This is a genomic window from uncultured Dialister sp., from assembly GCA_900314595.1.
GTDB lineage: Bacteria > Bacillota > Negativicutes > Veillonellales > Dialisteraceae > Dialister.
Map to the genome: position 1 here is coordinate 103,934 of OMVW01000002.1, position 21,059 is coordinate 124,992.

Annotated in this window: 20 protein-coding genes and 1 tRNA gene; all 21 read left to right on the forward strand. The window is 41.9% G+C overall.

Features of this window, described 5'->3' with window-relative positions:
- The first annotated feature begins 77 nt into the window (after positions 1-77).
- Complete coding sequence (gene murD, locus QZN42_RS01450) at positions 78-1,427, forward strand: UDP-N-acetylmuramoyl-L-alanine--D-glutamate ligase (RefSeq protein WP_296953941.1); 1,350 nt, start codon at positions 78-80, stop codon at positions 1,425-1,427.
- A 12-nt stretch (positions 1,428-1,439) separates the two neighbouring features.
- Positions 1,440-2,546 (forward strand): undecaprenyldiphospho-muramoylpentapeptide beta-N-acetylglucosaminyltransferase, encoded by a 1,107-nt coding sequence (murG, locus tag QZN42_RS01455; protein WP_296953942.1) that lies wholly within the window; start codon positions 1,440-1,442, stop codon positions 2,544-2,546.
- Between the two features lie 12 nt (positions 2,547-2,558).
- The gene (gene murC / locus QZN42_RS01460) at positions 2,559-3,953 is read left to right on the forward strand and encodes a UDP-N-acetylmuramate--L-alanine ligase (protein ID WP_296953943.1); all 1,395 of its coding nucleotides are present in this window, start codon (positions 2,559-2,561) and stop codon (positions 3,951-3,953) included.
- The gene (locus tag QZN42_RS01465; RefSeq protein ID WP_296953944.1) at positions 3,950-4,885 is read left to right on the forward strand and encodes a D-alanine--D-alanine ligase; all 936 of its coding nucleotides are present in this window, start codon (positions 3,950-3,952) and stop codon (positions 4,883-4,885) included. Before murC ends, QZN42_RS01465 begins: the two co-directional genes overlap by 4 nt.
- 23 nt (positions 4,886-4,908) lie before the next feature.
- Positions 4,909-5,784 (forward strand): cell division protein FtsQ/DivIB, encoded by an 876-nt coding sequence (locus tag QZN42_RS01470; protein WP_296953945.1) that lies wholly within the window; start codon positions 4,909-4,911, stop codon positions 5,782-5,784.
- A 157-nt stretch (positions 5,785-5,941) separates the two neighbouring features.
- Positions 5,942-6,976, forward strand: a complete 1,035-nt coding sequence (gene ftsZ / locus QZN42_RS01475) for a cell division protein FtsZ (protein ID WP_296953946.1) — start codon at positions 5,942-5,944, stop codon at positions 6,974-6,976.
- A 69-nt stretch (positions 6,977-7,045) separates the two neighbouring features.
- Positions 7,046-7,549 (forward strand): transcriptional regulator NrdR, encoded by a 504-nt coding sequence (gene nrdR, locus QZN42_RS01480; protein WP_296953947.1) that lies wholly within the window; start codon positions 7,046-7,048, stop codon positions 7,547-7,549.
- Positions 7,542-8,117 carry a D-sedoheptulose 7-phosphate isomerase gene (locus QZN42_RS01485; RefSeq protein ID WP_296953948.1) on the forward strand — a complete coding sequence of 192 codons (576 nt, stop codon included), beginning with the start codon at positions 7,542-7,544 and terminating at the stop codon, positions 8,115-8,117. The genes nrdR and QZN42_RS01485 overlap by 8 nt, the downstream gene beginning before the upstream one ends.
- Positions 8,110-8,622, forward strand: coding sequence for an HAD family hydrolase (locus QZN42_RS01490; protein WP_296953949.1), 513 nt, complete (start codon positions 8,110-8,112; stop codon positions 8,620-8,622). Before QZN42_RS01485 ends, QZN42_RS01490 begins: the two co-directional genes overlap by 8 nt.
- Positions 8,623-8,625: 3 nt before the next feature.
- Entirely contained in the window at positions 8,626-9,618 is a 993-nt protein-coding gene (locus QZN42_RS01495) for a glycosyltransferase family 9 protein (RefSeq protein ID WP_296953950.1), read from the forward strand.
- Positions 9,619-9,632: 14 nt separating this feature from the next.
- Positions 9,633-10,418 (forward strand): RNA methyltransferase, encoded by a 786-nt coding sequence (locus tag QZN42_RS01500; RefSeq protein WP_296953951.1) that lies wholly within the window; start codon positions 9,633-9,635, stop codon positions 10,416-10,418.
- Between the two features lie 38 nt (positions 10,419-10,456).
- Positions 10,457-11,341: a ChbG/HpnK family deacetylase gene (locus tag QZN42_RS01505; RefSeq protein ID WP_296953952.1), complete on the forward strand. Its 885-nt coding sequence runs from the start codon at positions 10,457-10,459 to the stop codon at positions 11,339-11,341.
- Positions 11,342-11,386: 45 nt separating this feature from the next.
- A complete protein-coding gene (locus QZN42_RS01510; protein ID WP_296953953.1) occupies positions 11,387-11,842 on the forward strand; it encodes an amino acid-binding protein in 456 nt (151 codons plus the stop codon).
- Positions 11,839-13,140 (forward strand): homoserine dehydrogenase, encoded by a 1,302-nt coding sequence (locus tag QZN42_RS01515; protein WP_296953954.1) that lies wholly within the window; start codon positions 11,839-11,841, stop codon positions 13,138-13,140. The genes QZN42_RS01510 and QZN42_RS01515 overlap by 4 nt, the downstream gene beginning before the upstream one ends.
- On the forward strand, positions 13,127-14,050 hold the full coding sequence (thrB, locus tag QZN42_RS01520) for a homoserine kinase (protein WP_296953955.1): 924 nt from the start codon (positions 13,127-13,129) through the stop codon (positions 14,048-14,050). Before QZN42_RS01515 ends, thrB begins: the two co-directional genes overlap by 14 nt.
- Before the next feature lie 48 nt (positions 14,051-14,098).
- Positions 14,099-14,175 (forward strand) — tRNA-Pro (locus QZN42_RS01525).
- A gap of 50 nt (positions 14,176-14,225) precedes the next feature.
- Complete coding sequence (gene htpX / locus QZN42_RS01530) at positions 14,226-15,089, forward strand: zinc metalloprotease HtpX (protein WP_296953956.1); 864 nt, start codon at positions 14,226-14,228, stop codon at positions 15,087-15,089.
- Positions 15,090-15,103: 14 nt separating this feature from the next.
- Positions 15,104-15,523 (forward strand): nucleoside-diphosphate kinase, encoded by a 420-nt coding sequence (gene ndk, locus QZN42_RS01535; protein WP_296953957.1) that lies wholly within the window; start codon positions 15,104-15,106, stop codon positions 15,521-15,523.
- Between the two features lie 10 nt (positions 15,524-15,533).
- A complete protein-coding gene (locus QZN42_RS01540) occupies positions 15,534-16,037 on the forward strand; it encodes a cob(I)yrinic acid a,c-diamide adenosyltransferase (protein ID WP_296953958.1) in 504 nt (167 codons plus the stop codon).
- Positions 16,038-16,164: 127 nt separating this feature from the next.
- The gene (locus tag QZN42_RS01545; RefSeq protein WP_296953959.1) at positions 16,165-18,585 is read left to right on the forward strand and encodes a U32 family peptidase; all 2,421 of its coding nucleotides are present in this window, start codon (positions 16,165-16,167) and stop codon (positions 18,583-18,585) included.
- Positions 18,585-20,939, forward strand: coding sequence for an endonuclease MutS2 (locus QZN42_RS01550; RefSeq protein WP_296953960.1), 2,355 nt, complete (start codon positions 18,585-18,587; stop codon positions 20,937-20,939). The genes QZN42_RS01545 and QZN42_RS01550 overlap by 1 nt, the downstream gene beginning before the upstream one ends.
- Positions 20,940-21,059 lie beyond the last annotated feature (120 nt).

Here is a 21,059-nt window from a genome sequence, read left to right on the forward strand (position 1 = left end):
TCGAAATTTTAAAATATGAATTAAAATATTATTGATTGCAATTCTATATTTCGTATGCCAATAAGGGAGGCTGGCAAATGAAAAATGCATTGATTCTGGGGGCCGGAATTAGTGGTCTTGGCGCAGCTCATGTTCTTTTGCGCCATGATATCCATGTATTGATTTCCGACTTAAAAGATAACGTTCAGGATAAGAAGGAAAGGGCTGCATTATTAGAGCAGGGGGCGGTTTTCCAATTCGGACCACAAGGTGAAGGTTTACTGGAAAATATTGATACAGTTGTTGTTTCACCTGTCATACCGGCGGAAAATATTATCGTTCAGGCTGCCAGAAATCGTGGAATTTCAGTTATTAGCGAAGTTGAGCTTGCTTATCAGGTGACAAAAGCACCTATTCTGGCAATTACCGGTACTAATGGTAAAACAACAACTACTACCCTTTTAGGTAGTATGATCAGCAAAAGCGGAAAGCCTTTTGCGCTTGCAGGCAATCTTGGTATTTCACTTAGCAGGGAAGCAGAGCTTGTCCCTGCTAATGGCCTGATTGCGGCTGAGGTTTCCAGCTTCCAGCTTGAATTTATAAAAACATTCAAACCGCGTGCGGGAGTTATTTTGAATATAACTCCAGATCATCTGGAACGTCATCATACTATGGAGGCCTATGTGGCAGCCAAAGCTCGCATATTTGAAAATATGGATGAGTCAGACTGCATCCTTCTTAATGCAGACGACCCATATACACCTGAACTTGCAGAAAAAGCAGCTGCTCATACTCATGTCTGCCTGCTTTCAACAAATCATGAGGTGGAAGAAGGAGCGTTCCTGGATAAAGACATGTTGACGTTACGCCGTTCAGGTAAAGTTATTCATCTCTGCACGATTAATGAAATGAAACTGAAGGGAAAACAGAATTATGAAGATGCTTTGGCGGCTTCTTTCCTTGCTAATGAGGGAGGAGTTGACAGAGATGTTATTGTTTCTGCTTTAAAAGAGTTTTCATCTCTCCCAAACAGAATTGAATACGTACGTACACTGCATGAAGTTGAATATTATAATGATTCCAAGGCCACTAACACAGATGCTGCCATCAAGGGAATGAGTGCATTTGATAGACCCGTTATTCTTATTGCAGGCGGATACGATAAGGGTACTCCGCTGGGAGATTTTATGGCTGAAGCCAAAGTCCATACATCCCATCTTATCCTGTTGGGTGCAGCTGCAGACCGTTTTGAGGAAGCTGCAAAAAAAGCAGGAGTAACTTCCATTTACCGCGCTGGATCCATGGCGGATGCTGTAAAGTTGGGCCAGAAGCTGGCATCACCGGGAGATATTGTCATTTTATCTCCTGCCTGCTCCTCTTTTGATATGTATCATAATATGGAAGAACGGGGTATGGATTTCAAACGTCTTGTAAATAGTCTTAAATGATATGGTGATTATATGAAGCGGATTATTTTATCAGGTGGTGGAACAGGTGGGCACATATATCCGGCTGTTACTATTGCCAGAGAGATAGCATCACTGGAAGATGTTGAATTCCTTTTTGTGGGTACCCCTAATGGCATGGAATCCAGAATTATTCCCAAAGAAGGGTATAAGTTTGCATCTATTCCGGCGTACGGTCTTAAAAGATCTTTAACGGTAGAAAATGTCGGGATTCTTCTTAAAACAGCTGGAAGTTTGTTTAAAGCAAAGTCCATATTAAAACGCTTTAAACCGGATGTTGTTATCGGAACCGGTGGCTATGTGTGCGGACCAATTCTCATGGCGGCAGCCCTCAGCCATATTCCAACCCTTATCCAGGAACAGAATGTGATACCGGGTATTACGAATAAAATTTTAAGTCGTTTTGTTGATAAAATCGCTTTGGGCTATGAGGAAGCAAAACCTCGCTTTCCTCATCCTGAAAAATGTATATATACAGGAAATCCAATCAGACCTGATATCGTAGCCGCAGTCAGAGAAGAATCCAGAAAGAAACTTGGAATACCAAAGGATACTTTCATGGTACTTGTTACCGGGGGCAGCCGGGGTGCTCGTTCTATTAATAATGCGATGACCGATGTCCATAATTATTTCCGGAATTTTGATAACCTCTGCCTTTACCATGTGACTGGTACATTGGAATACGACAAAGTGCTGAAGGCGGTCCGGGCTGATGATAATGGCAGAGTCGGTAAAGCAGGCAGAATTATAAAATATGAATATGATATGCCATCTGCTCTGGCTGCGGCAGATTTGATTATCTGCCGTGCGGGAGCCATTAGTCTTGCTGAACTTGCCGCAAGAGGACTGCCGGCTATACTGATTCCATATCCATACGCGGCCGAAGACCATCAGACCTTTAATGCACGGGTTTTTGTAGCTGCAGGTGCGGCAAAAATAATAGTCGATAAATATCTTACCGGTAAAGAATTGATTCAGGATATCGAATATTTGAAAAACATGCCGGCAGCACTTAATACCATGTCGGACGCCGCTTTTGGCCTGGGCAGGGTTCATGCAGGTCAGGATATTGCCAGACTGGCGCTTGATTTGTGTAAATAAGGGGGAACTGTCATGGATTTGATAAAATATAAACGCTTCCATTTTATTGGTATTGGCGGAATGGGAATGCGTGCCCTTGCAGAAATTCTTTTAGAAAAGGGTTTTACAATTTCTGGCTCCGATTTATCTGATTCTCCTGCGATTGAAGACTTCAGGGCCCGCGGAGCAGCAATTTTCATTGGCCATCATTCTTCTAATATAAAAGGTGCAGATTGCGTGATTGTTTCTTCTGCTATTTCTTCGGATAATCCTGAACTGGTAGAAGCGCAATCAAAAAACATACCGGTTTTTCATCGGTCTGACGTGCTCGCTGCGCTTCTTGAAGCAGGTAAAGGGATATCAGTTGCCGGTGCTCACGGGAAATCTACAACATCTGCAATGGTTGGACAGATTTTTTCAGAAGCCGGAATTGACCCTACTATTGTTCTGGGCGCTGTTGCTGATTATATTCATGGTAATTCAATACTTGGGAAAGGTGACTATGTAATTGCCGAGGCGGACGAAAGCGATGGTTCATTTCTGAAATTCCATAACTATATCACTATTGTTACTAATGTGGAAGATGATCATCTGGATCATTATAAGACTGTGGAAAATATCAGGAAAGCCTTTACGGATTTTGTAAATCATATTTCGTATTCTGATGGTGCTTCTTTTATGTGCCTCGACAGCGAGGGCGTAAAAGCCATTTTGCCAGGGATTCATTCGAAAGTAATTACGTATGGCCTTGATGAACAGGCAGATTACAGGGCTGTTAATATTCATTATATTAACCGTCTATTGTATTACGATGTTCTTTATGGAAAAGACAGGTTGGGAACCGTATGTCTCCATGTTCCTGGAATGCATAATGTCCGGAATTCCCTTGGTGCCCTTGCGGCTGCCTTATATTGTGGAATTTCTTTTGAGGTGTCTGCTGAAGCGCTGAGTCATTTCCGTGGGGCTAAACGACGTTTTGAAACCAAATTTCATAATGCCGATCTATGGATAGTGGATGACTATGCTCACCATCCTACCGAAATCAAGGCCACTCTAAAAGCGGCTAAAGAAACTGGCGTCAAACGTATCGTATGTGCTTTTCAGCCCCATAGGTATTCCAGGACCCATCTTTTAAGAAATGAGTTTTCCGAAGCTTTCGACGATGCAGATGTACTTTTTTTTACTGACATCTATGCGGCCAGTGAAAGCCCGATTTCTGGAGTAGATGGACATACAATCCCGGATGTTGTCAAGGAGCGACTACCAAATCGAGAAATTCATTATATACCTGATGTCGGAAATATGGCTGATGCGTTGTATCATTGCTTAAGGCCGGGAGATATGGTTATTACAATGGGGGCAGGCAATATTTTCAAATCTGGAGAAGCCTTAATTCATTTGATAAAAGAAAAGGGTATGAAAAAGTGATTACCAAGGATTCAAAAGTTGTTGTATTAATGGGCGGCCCTTCAACTGAGGCTGCAGTATCCAGAAATACTGGCAAGGCTATTGCTGAAGCTCTTTCATCTTTAGGATATAAAGTTATATCAATGGAGTATGATCCCTGTCATGTAGTGGAAAACCTGAAAGCTGTAAATGCCGAAGCTGTATTTATCGCACTGCATGGTAAATTTGGGGAAGATGGTACTATTCAGAGCGTACTTGAACTTGCTGGTATTCCGTATACTGGTTCGGGTGTAACATCTTCTGCCATTACCATGGATAAAATAATGAGCAGTTATTTATTCAAACAAGCCGGAATTCCTATGGCACATTCAAAACCATATTATTTGAAAGATGGTATAGTTTATATCATGAATGATATAAAAAAGGAGTTCAGTCTTCCTGTAGTATTAAAGCCGGCTTGTGAAGGGTCAACTATTGGTATTGAAATTGTCAAGGAGAATGAAAATCTGCAGGCTGCACTTGAAAGAGTATTTAAGGTGGAACCTCGAATCCTGGCAGAGGCATATCTTGAAGGTGATGAATTTACCGTTTCTGTTCTGGACGGCATTTCCCTTCCTGTTATACAGATTTGTCCTCATTCCGGTCAGTATGACTATCACTCCAAATATACTAAGGGTGCTACGGATTACATCGTCCCGGCGCCTGTTTCAGAAGAGTTGACAGCACAGATGAAAATAATGGCCGAACGTGGCTACAGAATCGCGGAATGCAAAGGCGCGGTTCGCTTTGATTTTAAAACTGATAAAAAAGGAAGGCCGTTTATACTCGAAGCCAATTCCATCCCCGGCATGACTTCGACCAGTCTTGTGCCTAAGGCGGCGGCAGCAGCAGGTATTTCTTTTCCTGCGCTTTGTGAAAAAATTCTGCTGGAAGCCGGGCTGGGTAAAGTTTGATTGGCTGATATCTGGTTATAACCATGAATAATTTCAAAAGTTTTAATCAATTTATTGAGGAACAGCATAATAAACCAATTAATTCTGCGGACTCCAATCTTAATCCCCCAAGGGAGATAGGAGTAAAACCCATTTCTATCACTAGAAAAACTACTTCCTCAAAATCTCAGAAAAAACATAAAAAGAGACAGAAAGCCTTTTTCAGGCATCCTGTACTTTTGGTTCTGGCAGTGATTATTATTTTTACTATATTTGTACTATTTCTGCTGCCTGTTCCTTTAGGGTATATCGTTTTAAAGGGATCTGAGGTTTTGACCCTAGATGATATTCTTTTCGATGGTCAAATCCGACGTCCGGTTAATGTGCTCCAAATCAGTACTTCAGAACTTGAAGAAAGGCTTTCCCATGATATTCGGATTGACTCTGTACGGGTTTCCAGAAAATTTCCTTTTGTTCTGGAAGTGGATGTGCAGGATCGAATCCCTATAGCGATTGTTCAGGGGGAATTTGGATATGCACTTCTCGATAAGGATGGTATTGTCATGGATACTGTCCAGTCTATCAAGACGATAAATGTTCCTATGATTACAGGAAAGCGATTTGGAAATCTTCTTTTAGAAGAACGTATTTCGGATGGCGATATAAATGAAGCACTTAATTTTTTGAATCATCTTTCACCGGAAGGAATCAAAGTTTTCTCGGAAGTTAATATCGGGAATCCGGAAAATATAAATGCTTATACCAGAGAAGGAATTACAGTACGCCTGGGCGATGGCGAGCATATGGAAGAACGAGCACGTCTGGCAGAGGATATGGTGGGGGACGTCAAGGCCAGGGAACTTTCGGTGGAATATCTGGATGCCAATCCGGCCTCTGCTTTGATTAAGCTCAAGAAGTGATATTTAATGAAAATTTATTTATTGTTTGTCTATAGTTGTGGCGAATTCCTTTAAATTATTGTACAATGTAAAATATGATTGACAGGAAATGATGGCCAGATATGTATTGACCACAGGCTTTGGAACAACAAACTGAAATCCTGAAGGAGGAGCAAACATGGAAGAGACCAGAATGGCAAATATTAAAGTTATCGGTGTAGGTGGCGGTGGAAATAACGCTGTTAATCGCATGATTGATGCAGAAGTAAAAGGTGTTGATTTCATTGCGGTCAATACTGAATTACAGGTTCTTAATAAATCACAGGCAGAAACCAAAATTCAAATTGGGGAAAAATTAACTAAAGGTCTTGGCGCTGGTGCAAAGCCTGATGTTGGTGAGCAGGCGGCTGAAGAGTCCAGAGAAGAACTGACAAAAGCTCTTTCCGGTGCAGATATGGTTTTTGTTACTGCTGGTATGGGTGGTGGAACTGGGACCGGAGCAGCTCCTGTTGCCGCTCAATGCGCAAGAGAACTTGGTGCGCTTACCATCGCTGTTGTGACGAAACCTTTCAGCTTTGAGGGAAAGGTGAGAGCCAAGAATGCTCTTGAAGGCATTGAGAGACTGAAGCAGAATGTCGATGCTATACTTGTTGTTCCTAATGATAGGTTACTGGGTTTTTTGGACAAGAAGGTCTCTCTCAAAGATGCATTTAAAACGGCAGATGATGTACTTCGCCAGGGTATTCAGGGAATTTCTGACCTTATTACTGTACCTGGAATCATTAACCTTGACTTCGCTGATATTAGAACAATTATGAGCGATCAGGGGGATGCTCTGATGGGAATTGGTGAAGGTTCCGGCGATGATCGTGCGACTGTTGCAGCAAAAGCTGCTATTGAAAGCCAGCTCCTTGAACGCAATATTGAAGGCGCTAAAGGTATTATCATCAATATTACCGGTAATGATGATCTGGGCCTGTTCGAAATTAATGAAGCTGTTCAGATTATCACTGAGGCAGCTGATCCTGATGCAAATATCATTTGGGGTACATCCGTGGATCCGGAAATGGATGCAGATTCTATAAAAATTACTGTTATTGCAACAGGGTTTGGTGATAAGAAGAAAGCTCCGACATCTGCAGGAGGAAACAGATTTAGCAATGCTGTTCGTCCGTCTACAGGCATTGCGGTTCCTGAATTCCTCAGAAAATAAGATAGTCTTCTAAAACCACACCGCAATAGCAGTGTGGTTTTTCTATTAAACAGTAAAAGGAGAATAATAATGAAATGTCCTTATTGCAGCAGTCCTGATACAAAGGTTACGGATTCCCGGGACACGGATGATGGAGCTTCTATTCGTCGCAGGAGACAATGCCTTTCTTGCGGACGTAGATTTACTACTTATGAAACAGTAGAACAAATGCCAATACGTGTTATCAAGAAAGACGGAAGCCGCGAACTTTTCAATAAAAACAAGCTTCGGAGTGGATTGATCCGGGCTTGTGAAAAGCGTAATATTACATCTCAGCAGATTGAAAATATCGTTGAATCAGTAGAAAGAAAAATAAGAAATGATTTTAAGCAGGAAGTTTCGACTGTCGAAATAGGAAATTTCGTAATGGATGAGCTTAAAAAGCTGGATCAGGTTGCTTATGTCCGGTTTGCTTCTGTTTATCGGGAATTTAAAGATCTTGGAAGCTTCATGGATGAACTTCAGGCTTTAATGGATAATCAGAAACACTCTGGAGAAAAGGAACTTTTAAATGGAGATAATTCACATGAATAATGATATTATCAGACAATGTTTTCTTTCTCATGAAGAAGTTGTGGCTAAAAGCAGATGTCTGTTCCCTGTGATTACTTCTATGGCCGCTATCTGTTATAAGGCATTGGCTGGTGGGCATAAAATTCTGATATGTGGCAATGGCGGTTCTGCTGCTGATGCACAGCATATAGCAGCAGAGTTCGTAGGCCGGTTTTATAATGAAAGAATATCTCTTCCGGCTATTGCACTTACTACGGACACATCCATTATCACGGCTGTGGCCAATGATTATAGCTTTGACCGGATTTTTGCCCGTCAAGTCGAGGGTCTTGGTGTCCAGGGTGATGTTCTCTGGGGCATTTCTACAAGCGGAAATAGTGCGAACGTAAATGAAGCTCTGAAAACAGCTCGCAAAAAAGGTCTGATTACTATTGGCTCATCCGGAAAGTCGGGTGGCAGAATGATCGATTTATGTGATGAACTACTTCTTGTGCCTTCTGATGTGACTGCCAGAATTCAGGAAGTACATATGCTCGCTGCTCATATTATTTGTCAGATGATTGATAATGCCGGATGGACTAATGATTAATAAAGCTGTCTTTTTTGATCGGGATGGTGTGCTGAACGTAGATTCCGGTTATCTCCACTCTATGGACCAGTTACAATGGATTGAAGGAGCCAGGGAAACCGTAGCCTGGCTTACAGCGGAGGGCTGGTTAACTTTTGTTGTAACTAATCAGAGCGGAGTCGCCAGGGGGTATTATTCTGAACAGGATGTAAGGAATCTTCATCTTGGGATGAATGAGGCTTTCGAACAATATGGTGGAAAAATTACGGAATTTTTTTACTGTCCTCATTTGCCGGGAGCGGCTCTGCCACAGTATGATAAAATCTGCAATTGTCGTAAGCCTTCTCCGGGAATGATTCTCCAGGCTATGCAGAAATACTCTTTGCCGCCGGAAAGGTGTTTTCTTTTCGGAGATGGTCAAAGAGATATAGAAGCCGCTAAAAGAGCAGGAATTCATGGGTTTCTCTTCCATGGGGGAAATCTCGAATTATTCGTAAAGAAAATGTTGCCGGTTATAAGGGATTAAAATATGAAAAAGAAGTTTAAAAATATTTTAATTATAAAAATGAGCTCCCTGGGAGATATCATACACGCGCTTCCTTCCCTGTATGTACTAAGAAAAACTTATCCGGATGCCCATATAACCTGGGCGGTCCATGAAGCTTTTGCAGGCATCCTTCCGGGTGAACCATGGATTAATGAAATTTATATCGTAGACAGGAAAAGGATAAAAAGTTTTTCTTATTTACACCAGGTTCACAGAGATTTAAAATCTCATCATTTTGATCTGGTCATCGATTTACAAATGATAGCGAAAAGCGCTATTATTTCTGCCATATCCGGCTGCAGTGTGAGGATTGGGTATCGCGATGCCAGAGAGGGGAGCTTCCTCGCCAGCAAGCCCATTTCGGGAAATCATAAAAACGATCATATCATTGAACAACTTCTTGATGTCATGCGCTATCTTGGCTGCCCGGTTTCTGAAATTGAATTTCCGCTTCACGATTTTTCGAAAGAGATTCATTCTGTCTCAAATCTCCTTTTGGAAAAAGGGGTACAAAAACCTTATGTGGTCCTTGTACCGGGGACTAGAGGAGAGGTTAAGAAATGGCCGGTTCAAAACTGGGGTATTCTCGCAGCAAAGTTTTCATCGCAAAAAATTTATAATATTGTGGCTGGTTCCAAAAGTGAAATTGAAATGGGAAGAGCTATACAGGAATATTCTTCATCACCTTATACAATTAATTTAATGGGAAAAACCAGCCTTCTTGAACTGGCTGCTTTAGAGAAGATGGCAGGCTTGCATATCTCAAGTGATACGGGTCCTTTGCATATTGCCAATGCGGTACATACACCCATTATTGCACTATTTGGTCCTACCCTTCCTGACCGGAGCGGTCCCTATGGAAATCCTCATTGCCACGTATTTCTGGCTGATCATTCCGGGACCAAAGAAAGTCATATGGACACGATTCCTGTTGAACCGGTTTATTCAAAAGCTTTGGAGATGCTTCATTCATAAATGTGGGGACTTATATGGAGAATATAACCAGTAGAAATAATCATTTGATCAAGGTTGTACTACAACTGAAACAAAAAAAATACCGCGATCGTTATGATGCTTTTCTTCTCGAGGGACTTAGAAGTGCAGAGGACGCCTGCCTGCAGGGTATTACTGATTGTATTGGTTTCATCAGTGAAGAAATTATAGATAATCCGCGATTGAATAAAATTATGGATTCGGCAGAACTTCTCCATTGGCAGCTCTTTTCAGTAACTGCCGGTATTATGAAGCTGATTTCAGGTACCGAGCATGGACAGGGAATCATGGTAATCTCTCATAAGAAAAAATATGATTGGAATGATCTTTTAAAACCACTGAAAGGTCATTATGTCATTCTTGATTCTGTGCAGGATCCTGGAAATATGGGAACCATACTCAGGACTGCAGCTGCTGCCGGCGTTCACGCTGTTATTCTGACAGAAGGATGCACCGATGCTTATGCTGAAAAGGTCGTTCGGAGTTCTATGGGGAGTATATTGCGGATCCCTGTTTATGAACATGCAGATTTTGATTTTTTACTGAAATTCAAAAATGCATGTGGCATTCCATTTTATGGAACGTCACTTCATCAAGCAGTGCCTTATAAAAATATTGGAGAAGTCCCTGATGGGGTTTTTGTATTTGGTAATGAAGGTAATGGTATTCGCCCGGAAATTCTGAATATGACCGATAAAAACTTGTACATACCACTTCAGGGATCAGTGGAATCATTAAATGTTTCCATTGCTGCTGCCGTTATACTGTTTCATTTTTCCTGAAATTTCAATATGAATATCTTTTTCCGGAAAGGACGATTATGGCTAAATTTCTGATAGTTAACGCAGATGATTTCGGTATCCATCCTGCAGTGAATCGTGCAGTTTACCGTGGATTTGAATCTGGAATCCTGACAAGCACATCCTTGATGGCAGGGGGTACTGCCTTTGAGGAGGCTGTCCATATGGCCCGTTCTATGAAAGAAATCGGCATTGGAATTCATCTGACCCTCGTCGGGAGCCTTCCATCTGTCCTGCCTGCAGAAGAGGTTCCCACTATCACTTGGGAACATGGGCGGCTATGTTCCAATTATATTGATTTGATCAGGCGAGATTTAAATGGTTTAATCCGCGCAGATGATGTTTATCGTGAATGGGATGCACAAATCAAAAAAATACTGGATACCGGTCTTCCAGTTACTCATATTGATGGACATCAGCATATGCATATGTGGAATCATTTTTTCCCCATTGCTATGACGCTGGCTAAAAAGTATCATATTCCATGTATGCGTGTTCCTGATGAACAACTCTGCTTCGGGTTTAGCATTAAGCCACAACAACTTTTCCGGTTTACAGCCAAGGGCGGGCTATCTACGATGGCCAGACTTCATCGAAAACAACTCTATCAAATGGGAATAATGACTAATGATTATTTTTGGGGGATGATGTATGGGGGACATTTTTATGAATCCCGTATGCTCGCTATTATTGATCGGTTAAAGGATGGAGTCAGCGAGTGGATGTGTCATCCTTCGGCTGATGAATTAGCAATGGAATCCGAATTTCATTGGGGATATCGGGGCGAAGAAGAGTTAAAAGGACTCACTTCATTATCCGTACGAAATAAAATTAAGGAAAATTGTGTAAATCTTATTTCTTATAGAAAGTTAACCGATTCCTTTATTAAAAATAGTTCTTTGTGATTTTTACCGGTAGGTCAAATTCGGTTATTGCCGGAGTGATTTGATATGAAAAAAGATGACAAGCAGTTTTATCTGGTTGATTTACAGATTTTACCTGAGGCAATCAAGAAAACAATCAAAGTTAAAGAATTGTTAAAAGATGGAACTTGTGGTTCTATTAATGAGGCAGTGAGAAAAGTTGAAATCAGTCGTAGCGCTTATTACAAATACAAAGATCATGTAGTATCAGCAAATAGTGACAAGGAGGATCATTTTGTAGTATTATTTATAATCATGCAGGATGATACGATTTTGTACAGTCGGATACTTCGCCGGCTATTAAAAGATCGAAATGAACTTATTTCTTGCACTAAGACGAGAATGTCAGGGAAATTTGCCTCTCTTGTAGTCAATTTTCGCACAGAAGAATCGGATCTCAGTCTGCAATACTTGAAAGAATCTCTACTGGATTTGAAAGGAATTCAGTCATTGCTCATGAAATCAGGAGGAGAATTTAAATGAAGAATATCAATGTGGCACTCCTTGGATTTGGTACAGTGGGAAGTGGTGTAGCTGAGACTATAGCACGGAATGGCAAATTGATAGAAGATGTTATCGGTTGTCATTTTCAGATTACACATGTGCTTGTACGTCATCCGGACAAGTATAAAAATCTTGCGATTTTAAACCAGGTTAATATTACTGATTCCTTTGCTGATATTATTTCAGATAACACCATAGATATTATGATAGAGGTTATGGGAGGAATTCATCCGGCAAAGGAATATATTTTTGAGGCACTAAAGCATCATATCAATGTAGTTAGTGCTAATAAAGATCTTGTCGCATTGTTTGGACCGGAAATTATGCATACGGCTATGGAAAATTCTGTAAATTTCAGCTGTGAAGCCAGTGTTGGCGGAGGTATACCGATTTTAAGGCCTTTGCATGATTCGCTGGCTGCCAATGAAATTGAAAGCATTATCGGTATTGTGAATGGTACGACAAATTTTATGCTCTCAAATATGGATGATGCCGGCATCAGTTACAATGATGCACTCAGGATTGCACAGAAGAAGGGATATGCGGAGGCTGATCCGACCAATGACGTAGCAGGATATGATGCAGCCAGGAAGCTTGCGATTCTTGCATCAATCGGGTTCCATGCAAATGTGACATTTGATGATGTTTTGGTAGAGGGAATCGAAAAAATTTCGCAGAATGATGTCCAATATGCAAGCGAAATGGGATACACAATTAAACTTCTGGCTGTGGCAATCCGTCAGGAGAACGGGATTGCACTGAATGTGTATCCCGCATTCGTTCCCAGAAGTCATCCTTTGGCTTCTGTAAAAGGCTCATATAATGCAATTTATGTGACAGGAAATATTGTTGATGATGTTATGTTTTATGGACGGGGGGCTGGATCTTTACCAACTGCCAGTGCGGTTATGGGGGATGTCATCAGTACGGCAAAACATATTCTGAACCATTCTACTGGAACCGGTATGATGTTGACGGAAACAAAGAGAATTCCATTTTATTCTTCTCTAAAACTTAAAAATTCTTATTACTTCCGCCTTATCGTTGATGATGTGACGGGTGTGCTTTCTCAAATTGCCTCTGCATATGCAGATAATGATATCAGTATCAAGGAAGTTGTGCAAAAAAGCCGTATAGAAGATGCTGCAGAATTAATGATTATTACGCAGCAGACACCAAGAGAAAATATTATTCACGTTGAAAAAGCATTGCAGGTTCTTCCGTGCATGAGACAGGTAGCAAACATAGTGAGGGTTTTGGAAGATGACAGAAAATAAAACTTACATCGTCAGAGTTCCTGCGACAACGGCTAATATAGGGAGTGGATTTGATACGCTCGGCATGTCTCTGGGATTATATAATGTAGTTCAATTTGTGCCGATTCCGGGGAGAGCCCTTGTTGATACGGAAATTAAGGCAGAAGGTGAAGGAGTAGATCAGATTAGTTCCGGACTTGATAATATGATTATTAAAGCAATGTCTGAAACTGCCGAAAGAGCAGGGAAAAACATTCCGGGCGGCCATATGTACCTTATTAACCGTATACCTTTTGCCCGAGGACTGGGAAGTAGTTCTGCTGCCCTTGCTTCTGGTGTATTTCTCGCCAATATGCTTATGGGGGAACCTTTTGAGAGAAAAGAAATTCTGGATATTACGGCCGAGATGGAGGGACATCCTGATAATGCGGCACCTGCTATTCTAGGCGGATTCTGCATGGCTTTGCTGAAAGAAGGAAAAGTTACCGCTGAACGGATAGATATACCTTCTCATTGGAAAGCCGTGGTTACTATTCCTGATTTCGAGTTACATACTGAAAAGGCCAGAGCTGTTCTTCCTAAAAATTATTCCAGAAATGATGCAGTTCATAACATTGGTGCGGTTTCCTTCCTTATGGCTGCCTTCATGTATCAGAAACCGGAATATCTTAAATTTGGTCTTGATGATGTGATTCATGTACCTTATAGGCTGGGCTTGATTCCCGGAGCTGTAAATGTTATTTCTAATGCAGAAAAAGCTGGCGCTTATGGGGCAACAATCAGTGGTTCTGGTCCAACTATTATTGCTTTTTCGCCAAAAGATAGAGCAGAAGAAGTTGGGAAGGCCATGGTTCGTGGATTTGCAGAAGAGAACATCATTTCCCGATATCTTATTCTTGATTTCGATCAGTCTGGCATTATGGCAGTCTGACTTGACAAAAACTTAATTATTGTGTATTCTATTACTTGTAGCAATTGTCGGGACGTAGCTCAGTTTGGTAGAGCGCTACCTTGGGGTGGTAGAGGTCGCATGTTCGAATCATGTCGTTCCGACCATTTTTTTATTTATACATATTCATCTTTTTCTATGGGAGGGAGCGGTTCTATTGAATAGAGTTAAATCTGTAATTCTTTTAACACTCCTCAGTATTGTCCTGATGGCAGTTGGTGGGGCAGTTGGCGGCAGTCAGGGCGCTTTCATGATGCTGATTTTTTCCTTTGCTATGAATTTTTACACATACTGGAATTGTGATAAAATGGCACTAAGAGCCTATAATGCCCGGGAACTCAGTGAAAATGAAGTACCTGAACTTTTTGAACTGGTACGTGAATTGACGGCCAGGGCTCATATGCCGATGCCAAAACTTTATGTAATACCGACTGGTGTTCCGAATGCTTTTGCAACAGGAAGAAATGAAAACCATGCGGCCGTGGCAGTGACAGAAGGAATTCTTTCCATGCTGGACCGTGATGAACTGGCAGGAGTTATAAGTCATGAGTTGTCACATATCCGTCATCGTGATACACTGATTATGACACTGGCGGCTTCTATAGCTACAGCCATCAGCTACATCGCCAATATTGCACAGTGGACTGCTATATTTGGGGGAGGACGGGATGAGAATGGCAATGGAACTAATCCAATTGCTCTCCTTGTCACTGTTTTTGTAGCTCCTATTGCGGCCACACTTATACAACTGGCTTTATCGAGATCCCGCGAATTTATGGCTGATGCTTCCGGAGCGGCAATTTCTGGAAAGCCGATGGCTCTGGCAAGTGCCCTGATGAAACTTGATGCCTATGCCCGCCACAGGGTTATGGCCAATGCAAAACCTGCCACATCCGGTTTGTTTATTATTAACCCTTTAACCGGTGCAGGCGGTATGGCAAATCTGTTTTCAACCCATCCATCTACGGAGGAACGGGTAGAGAAGCTGCGTGAAATTGCAGCAGAAATGCATTCTTATTAAGGAGGTTCATATTTATGGCTAACATCGAAAAAACTCTTGTACTTGTTAAACCGGACGGCGTAAAAAAACACATCTGCGGTGAGGTTATTTCCCGTTTTGAAAGAAAAGGACTGACTATTCACGCAATCAAGATGATTCAGGTTCCGGAAGAACTGGCCAAGAAACATTATGCTGAACATGAAGGCAAAGGCTTCTTCAAAGACTTAATCGCTTTCATTACTTCCGGCCCGGTACTGGCTATGGTTATTGAAGGCGAAAATGCAGTTGCAGCAGTCCGTCAGATCAATGGCGCTACCGATCCGCTGAAAGCAGTTCCCGGATCCATCCGTGGAGATTTCGCTACCTCCATTGATGAGAATGTGGTTCATGCTTCTGATGCTCCGGAAACCGCTGCAAGAGAAATCGGTCTCTGGTTCCCTGAATTAAGCAAATAAGGAGTTTGTCATGGCAAAGGTATATACACGTACAGGTGATAAGGGTAAAACAAGTCTTTACACTGGTGAAAGAGTATCAAAAGGCAGTCTTCGCGTTGAAACTTATGGTACTGTGGATGAAGCCGATTCTGTATTAGGTGAGGCTCGTGCTTTTGCTTCTCATGACAATGTGAAAGAAACTATTTTCAAGCTTCAAAAAGAGCTCTGGCTTCTTATGGCGGATATTGCCAGTGTTGGCAAAGAACCGAATATCACGCCGGAACATGTGACCAATCTTGAACATATCATCGATCAGTACACAGATTCTCTTGCTCCACTCAATCATTTTATTGTCCCGGGAGACACACAGAGCGCAAGCTTCCTTGATGTGGCCCGCACTGTTGTCCGTCGTGCTGAAAGAGATATGTGGCGTCTCAGCGAAAATGAAGATGTTCATGAAGTGGATATCCGCTATCTGAACCGTTTGTCTGATTTATGCTTTACTCTTGCAAGATATGAAGCCGAGGTAAAATAGTTATTTTACAAATGTTGAAGACATTCATCTCATTGAATGTCTTCTTTTTTTATCTTATAATTTTAAATAGATGTTGTGCAGAAGGTTTATAATAAGGTTTGATTACATTTTAAATCGGGAGGAAATCATGGAATTACTGGCACCGGCCGGTTCACCGGCCCATCTTAAGGCGGCGCTTGATGCGGGAGCGGATGCTGTTTACCTTGGCGGTAAATTGTTCAGTGCCAGGAAATTTGCTGGAAACTTTACAGATGAAGAGTTGAAATCTGCAGTTCGGGAATCTCATTTGCACGGTACCTGCGTCTATATAACTTTGAATACGCTGATTGGCGATGTAGAAATGGATAAACTCAGAGATTATCTCTTGTACCTCAATACGATTCCTGTGGATGGACTTCTAGTGCAGGATTTCGGTGTTGCTGCCATGGCCCGTGAATATGCTCCCCAGATCCCTCTTCATGCAAGCACCCAGATGACGGTATCCAATGAAGATGAAGTACGTTTCTTAAAAAAGCTGGGATTTCAGAGAGTTGTTTTATCCCGTGAATTATCTCTGGATGAAATCAGCCGCATTGTTCGTTCGACCGATGTGGAAATCGAAGTTTTTGTTCACGGTGCTCTCTGTGTGTGCTATTCTGGTCAGTGTCTTATGAGCAGTTTCATTGGTGGACGAAGTGGAAACAGGGGAGCCTGTGCCCAGCCATGCCGTATGCCTTATAAGCTTGTCAACAAAGAAGGCTTGATATGTAACCGGAAAGGCGATTATATTTTAAGCCTTAAGGATATGCTTGGTATTCATCGCATTCCGGAATTTATGAAAGCCGGGGTAGCATCACTGAAGGTAGAGGGAAGGATGAAGAGCCCGGAATATGTTTATAATACGATTTCTGCCTACAGGAGAGTCATAGACCTTGTGGAAAGGGGACTAAAGGCCGATACAGATTTACTGGAACTTTCCCTGAAAGAAGAATTTAATCGCGGATATACGTCCGGATACCTTGATGACCACATCGGTAGTGATATGTTTACAGGAAAGGCTCCCGGGAACCATGGTATAGATGCAGGAAACATCGGGACCATTAATAATGAATATTTCATTTTCCAACCTAAATTCACCCCGCATAGGAACCCGGCCGGTGTTTCCTATGAAACGCAGAAGGAAACGATTGCTTTTATTCCTTCCGACGATATAAGACAGGTCAGAAACCTTTCTATAAAAGTCTTTTATTCCGGGGAAAAACCTGCAAAAAACGGCAAGGTATACTGGGTGATGAAACCGGAGAAGAAATCCTTCGAGTTCAGGGACCTCAGGAGAAAAATCCCTTTGCACCTGCAGTTCAATGCTTTTCCAGGAAAACCATTGAGTCTTGTCCTGACGGATGATTTATCAAATGTTGTAAGAATCTGTTCTGAATATATAGCGGAAACCGCTATTTCCAGAGTGACTTCGGACGAAGAAATTAAAATGCAGCTGTCCCGTCTTGGAAATACCTGGTTTACGGTTCAATCTGTTGAAATCAGGAATGAGGGCTGCATGGTTCCCAAAAGCCTGTTAAACCATATGCGGGCTGAAGGAATTGAAAAAATACAGCAGCTTCGTGCCCGGCTTCATGAAGAGACTATTCCCGGAGTGAAGGACGGCCATTTCAGCCTGTCTGCTCCAAAAAAGCGGCTGGGGGAAAAGTATCCGCATATTCTGCTTCGAACATGTTCTCTGAGCCAACTGGAAGAAGCCTGGAAAGAAGGCATTCGTCATTTCATTTTCGGCGGGGAATCCTATGACCATCGGGTTGTTTCCAATGCACAGTATGAGGAGGCATTAGCATTTGCCAAAAATAAAGGATGCCGTCTTTACTTTGCCACCCCCCGGGTTGTACGCCAGAAAAATTTCGAAAAAACAGCATCGATTCTCCCATTTCTGGATTCGTTAAAACCGGATGGAATCATTCTGGAGCATCCCGGCTTTCTGCAGACTATTGAAAATAATCGAATCGAAGCACCAATCATAGCAGGTTCGTCTTTTAATATTTTTAACAGCAAAGCACTCAAAGCGGCAGATGAGTGGGGGATGAGCGGTGCTATAGTGTCCCAGGAAGCGACACTGCCTCAGATTCGGGATATGATTTCCGGAGCTTCTATACCTCTGGCTGCTGTCATTTACGGAAATCAGGAAATGATGATTTCAGAGTATTGTGTAATTAATGCCGTTATGGGGGATAAGGATAAAAATCATTGTCCCGGTTATTGCATGCATGATTCTTTCAGCCTGAAGGATTCTGAAGGAAGACTTTTCCCTATCAAAACAGATGAATGGTGCCATATGCATATCTTAAACTGTAACCGGCTGGATATGCGTCCCTATTTAAAAGAATTGACGGAAGCAGGCCTTACCTCTCTAATTATGGACGTAAGAGGTATCGGGGAACCTCTTCATGTGATTCTGGGAGATTCAGAAAAGTTCCCGAAAGGAAAATATACACGTGCTAACGCGTTTAGTCCTGAACAAAAAGGAGTTACAAGAGGACACTTTTTTAAAGGGGTTTTGTAATGGATAAAGATGTACTTGAAATCCTTGAATTTGACAAAATAAAGAGAATGCTTTCAGAAGCGGCGCCATCCGCACTCTCTAAAGAAGCAGCACTTCAGTTGAAACCTTCTTATGTACCGGAGGAAGTAGAGAAACTTTTAAAGGAAACCGAAGAAGCTTTCCTGCTGCTTCAAAGAGAAATCACGACACCTCTTGGTGAAACCTGCGACATCAGGGATATTCTCCGAAAAGCAGGAAAAGACAGTATCTTGATGCCGAAAGAATTTCTGGACCTTGCCAGTTCTCTGGATACTTATAAAAAAATGCACCATTATTTCGAAGGGGAACGACACCTGCTTTATCCTGAGCTGGAAGGGATAGCCTCTTTAATTGTCACACAGGACAGTTTGATTGGACATATTTTCCAGGTCTTTGATGAGCATGGTGAAATTAAGGATCAGGCATCTCTCAAGCTTTATAGAATTCGAACGCAGAAAGAAACGGTAAAGGCAAGAATCCGCCGGTCTTTTCAGAGAATCATTCAGGACAGGGATACGGCAGGGTATCTGCAGGATTCCATTATTACCCAGAGAAACGGAAGGTATGTAGTACCGGTCAAGGAGGAATATCGTTATAAATTCAGCGGGATTATTCATGATCGCTCTTCAACGGGCCAGACGCTTTTCATGGAACCTATGATATCTGTACAACTCAATAATGATCTTGCAGAATTACAGGCTGCTGAAAAGCAGGAAATTCAGGAAATTCTCCGCCGGCTGACAGGAGAGGTAAAGAAATCCGTTTCCATTATTCGAGATAACTGTCGTATTGCGACAAATATAGAATTTATTTTTGCCCGGGCAAGGCTGGCATTAGCCATGAAAGCGGTGAAGGCTGTGATATCCGGGAAAGGAGTTCTGGACCTGAGAAAAGCTAGGCATCCTCTTATCCCCTCTGACAGGGTAGTACCTGTATCTTTGACTCTGTGCAAAACTTTCCGAATTCTTATAATAACCGGTTCCAATGCAGGTGGTAAGACCATTGCTATTAAAACAGCAGGACTTCTTGCGCTTATGAACCAGGCTGGCCTTTTCATACCGGCGGAGGAAGGATCTGTTCTTCCGATATATGATCATATCTACGCGATTATTGGAGATGAACAGAGCATTCAGGATAACCTGTCCACTTTTTCCAGCTATATCACGCAGATGGTGTCATTTTTACCGACAGCCGGGTCAAACGATCTTGTTCTGCTGGATGAACTGGGATCTGGTACTGATCCAGTTGAAGGGGCTGCTTTGGCACAGGCAGTTACGGAATATCTGCAAATGAACAGTGTTCCCTCTATTATTACATCCCACTTCAGCGAAATGAAAAAGCTTGCTTATGAGACGAAGGGGATTGAAAATGCTTTTGTGGAATTTGATGAGGAAACACTGGCTCCCACTTATCGGCTGATTATCGGAGTGGCGGGAAACAGTAATGCATTTAAAATCTGCAGGCGGTTCGGTATGCCTGATGTGATTCTGGGTCGTGCTGTTATGCTCAAGGAGTCATCACCTCTTCATAAAATGGATGAGATCATGGAAAAGCTGAATATCCAGAGCCGGCAGATGGATGAAGAAAAAGAAGAAGTTGATCATCAGCTGCAGCAGGCGGAAAAGCTCCATAAACAGCTGGTCATCGAACGGGATGACTTATTCCGGAAGAAGGACTCCATTCTTGATAAAGCACGTCAGGAAGCGGAAAATATGAAGCGGGATTTACGAGTCCAATCTGAATCTATTATCAAAGAACTAAAGAAAAATGCTGCAGTTCTGTCAAAAGAACAACTGGGAATGAAAATCTCTTGTGCTCGAGACCGAATTAATCAAATATCTATTCCGTCAAAAGATAACAGGCGTAATCCTCTGCCGGCAGACAAAATAAAAGCAGGCCAGTGGGTTTATATTGATACTATTGACAGCGAAGGTGTAATTGTCAGCGTTAATCGGAATACGGTTTCTGTTGAATGTGGGATGATTAATGTAAAAGTGACAAGAAATCATCTCTTTGAGACAGAAAAACCTTCTAAATTGAAGAAGACAATGGTACTTCCACAAAAATCAAAAAATATTGCTTCTACTGTTGAAACTGTTTATACGAGCCTGAACATCATAGGAAAAACTGTTGACGAGGCTATTCCCGAGGTTGACAGGTTCCTTAATGACTGTTTTATGGCTGGAATCTCTCCTGTTCAGATTATTCATGGCAAAGGTACCGGCAAATTGAGGAAGGGAATTCGGGAGTATTTATCCGGTATTAATTTTGTGCGGGAGTATCGTGAAGCAAATCCAACAAATGGGGGAGCTGGTGTAACAGAAGTATATTTTTAATTCAATTCAAAGATATAAAAATTTTTGCTTATTTCGTTATATTCTTATGGTATAAAACTTGACCAAAGCTTTATTGAGTTATATATTTAAGAAGTGGGAAAATGTAAAATTACAGGTGAT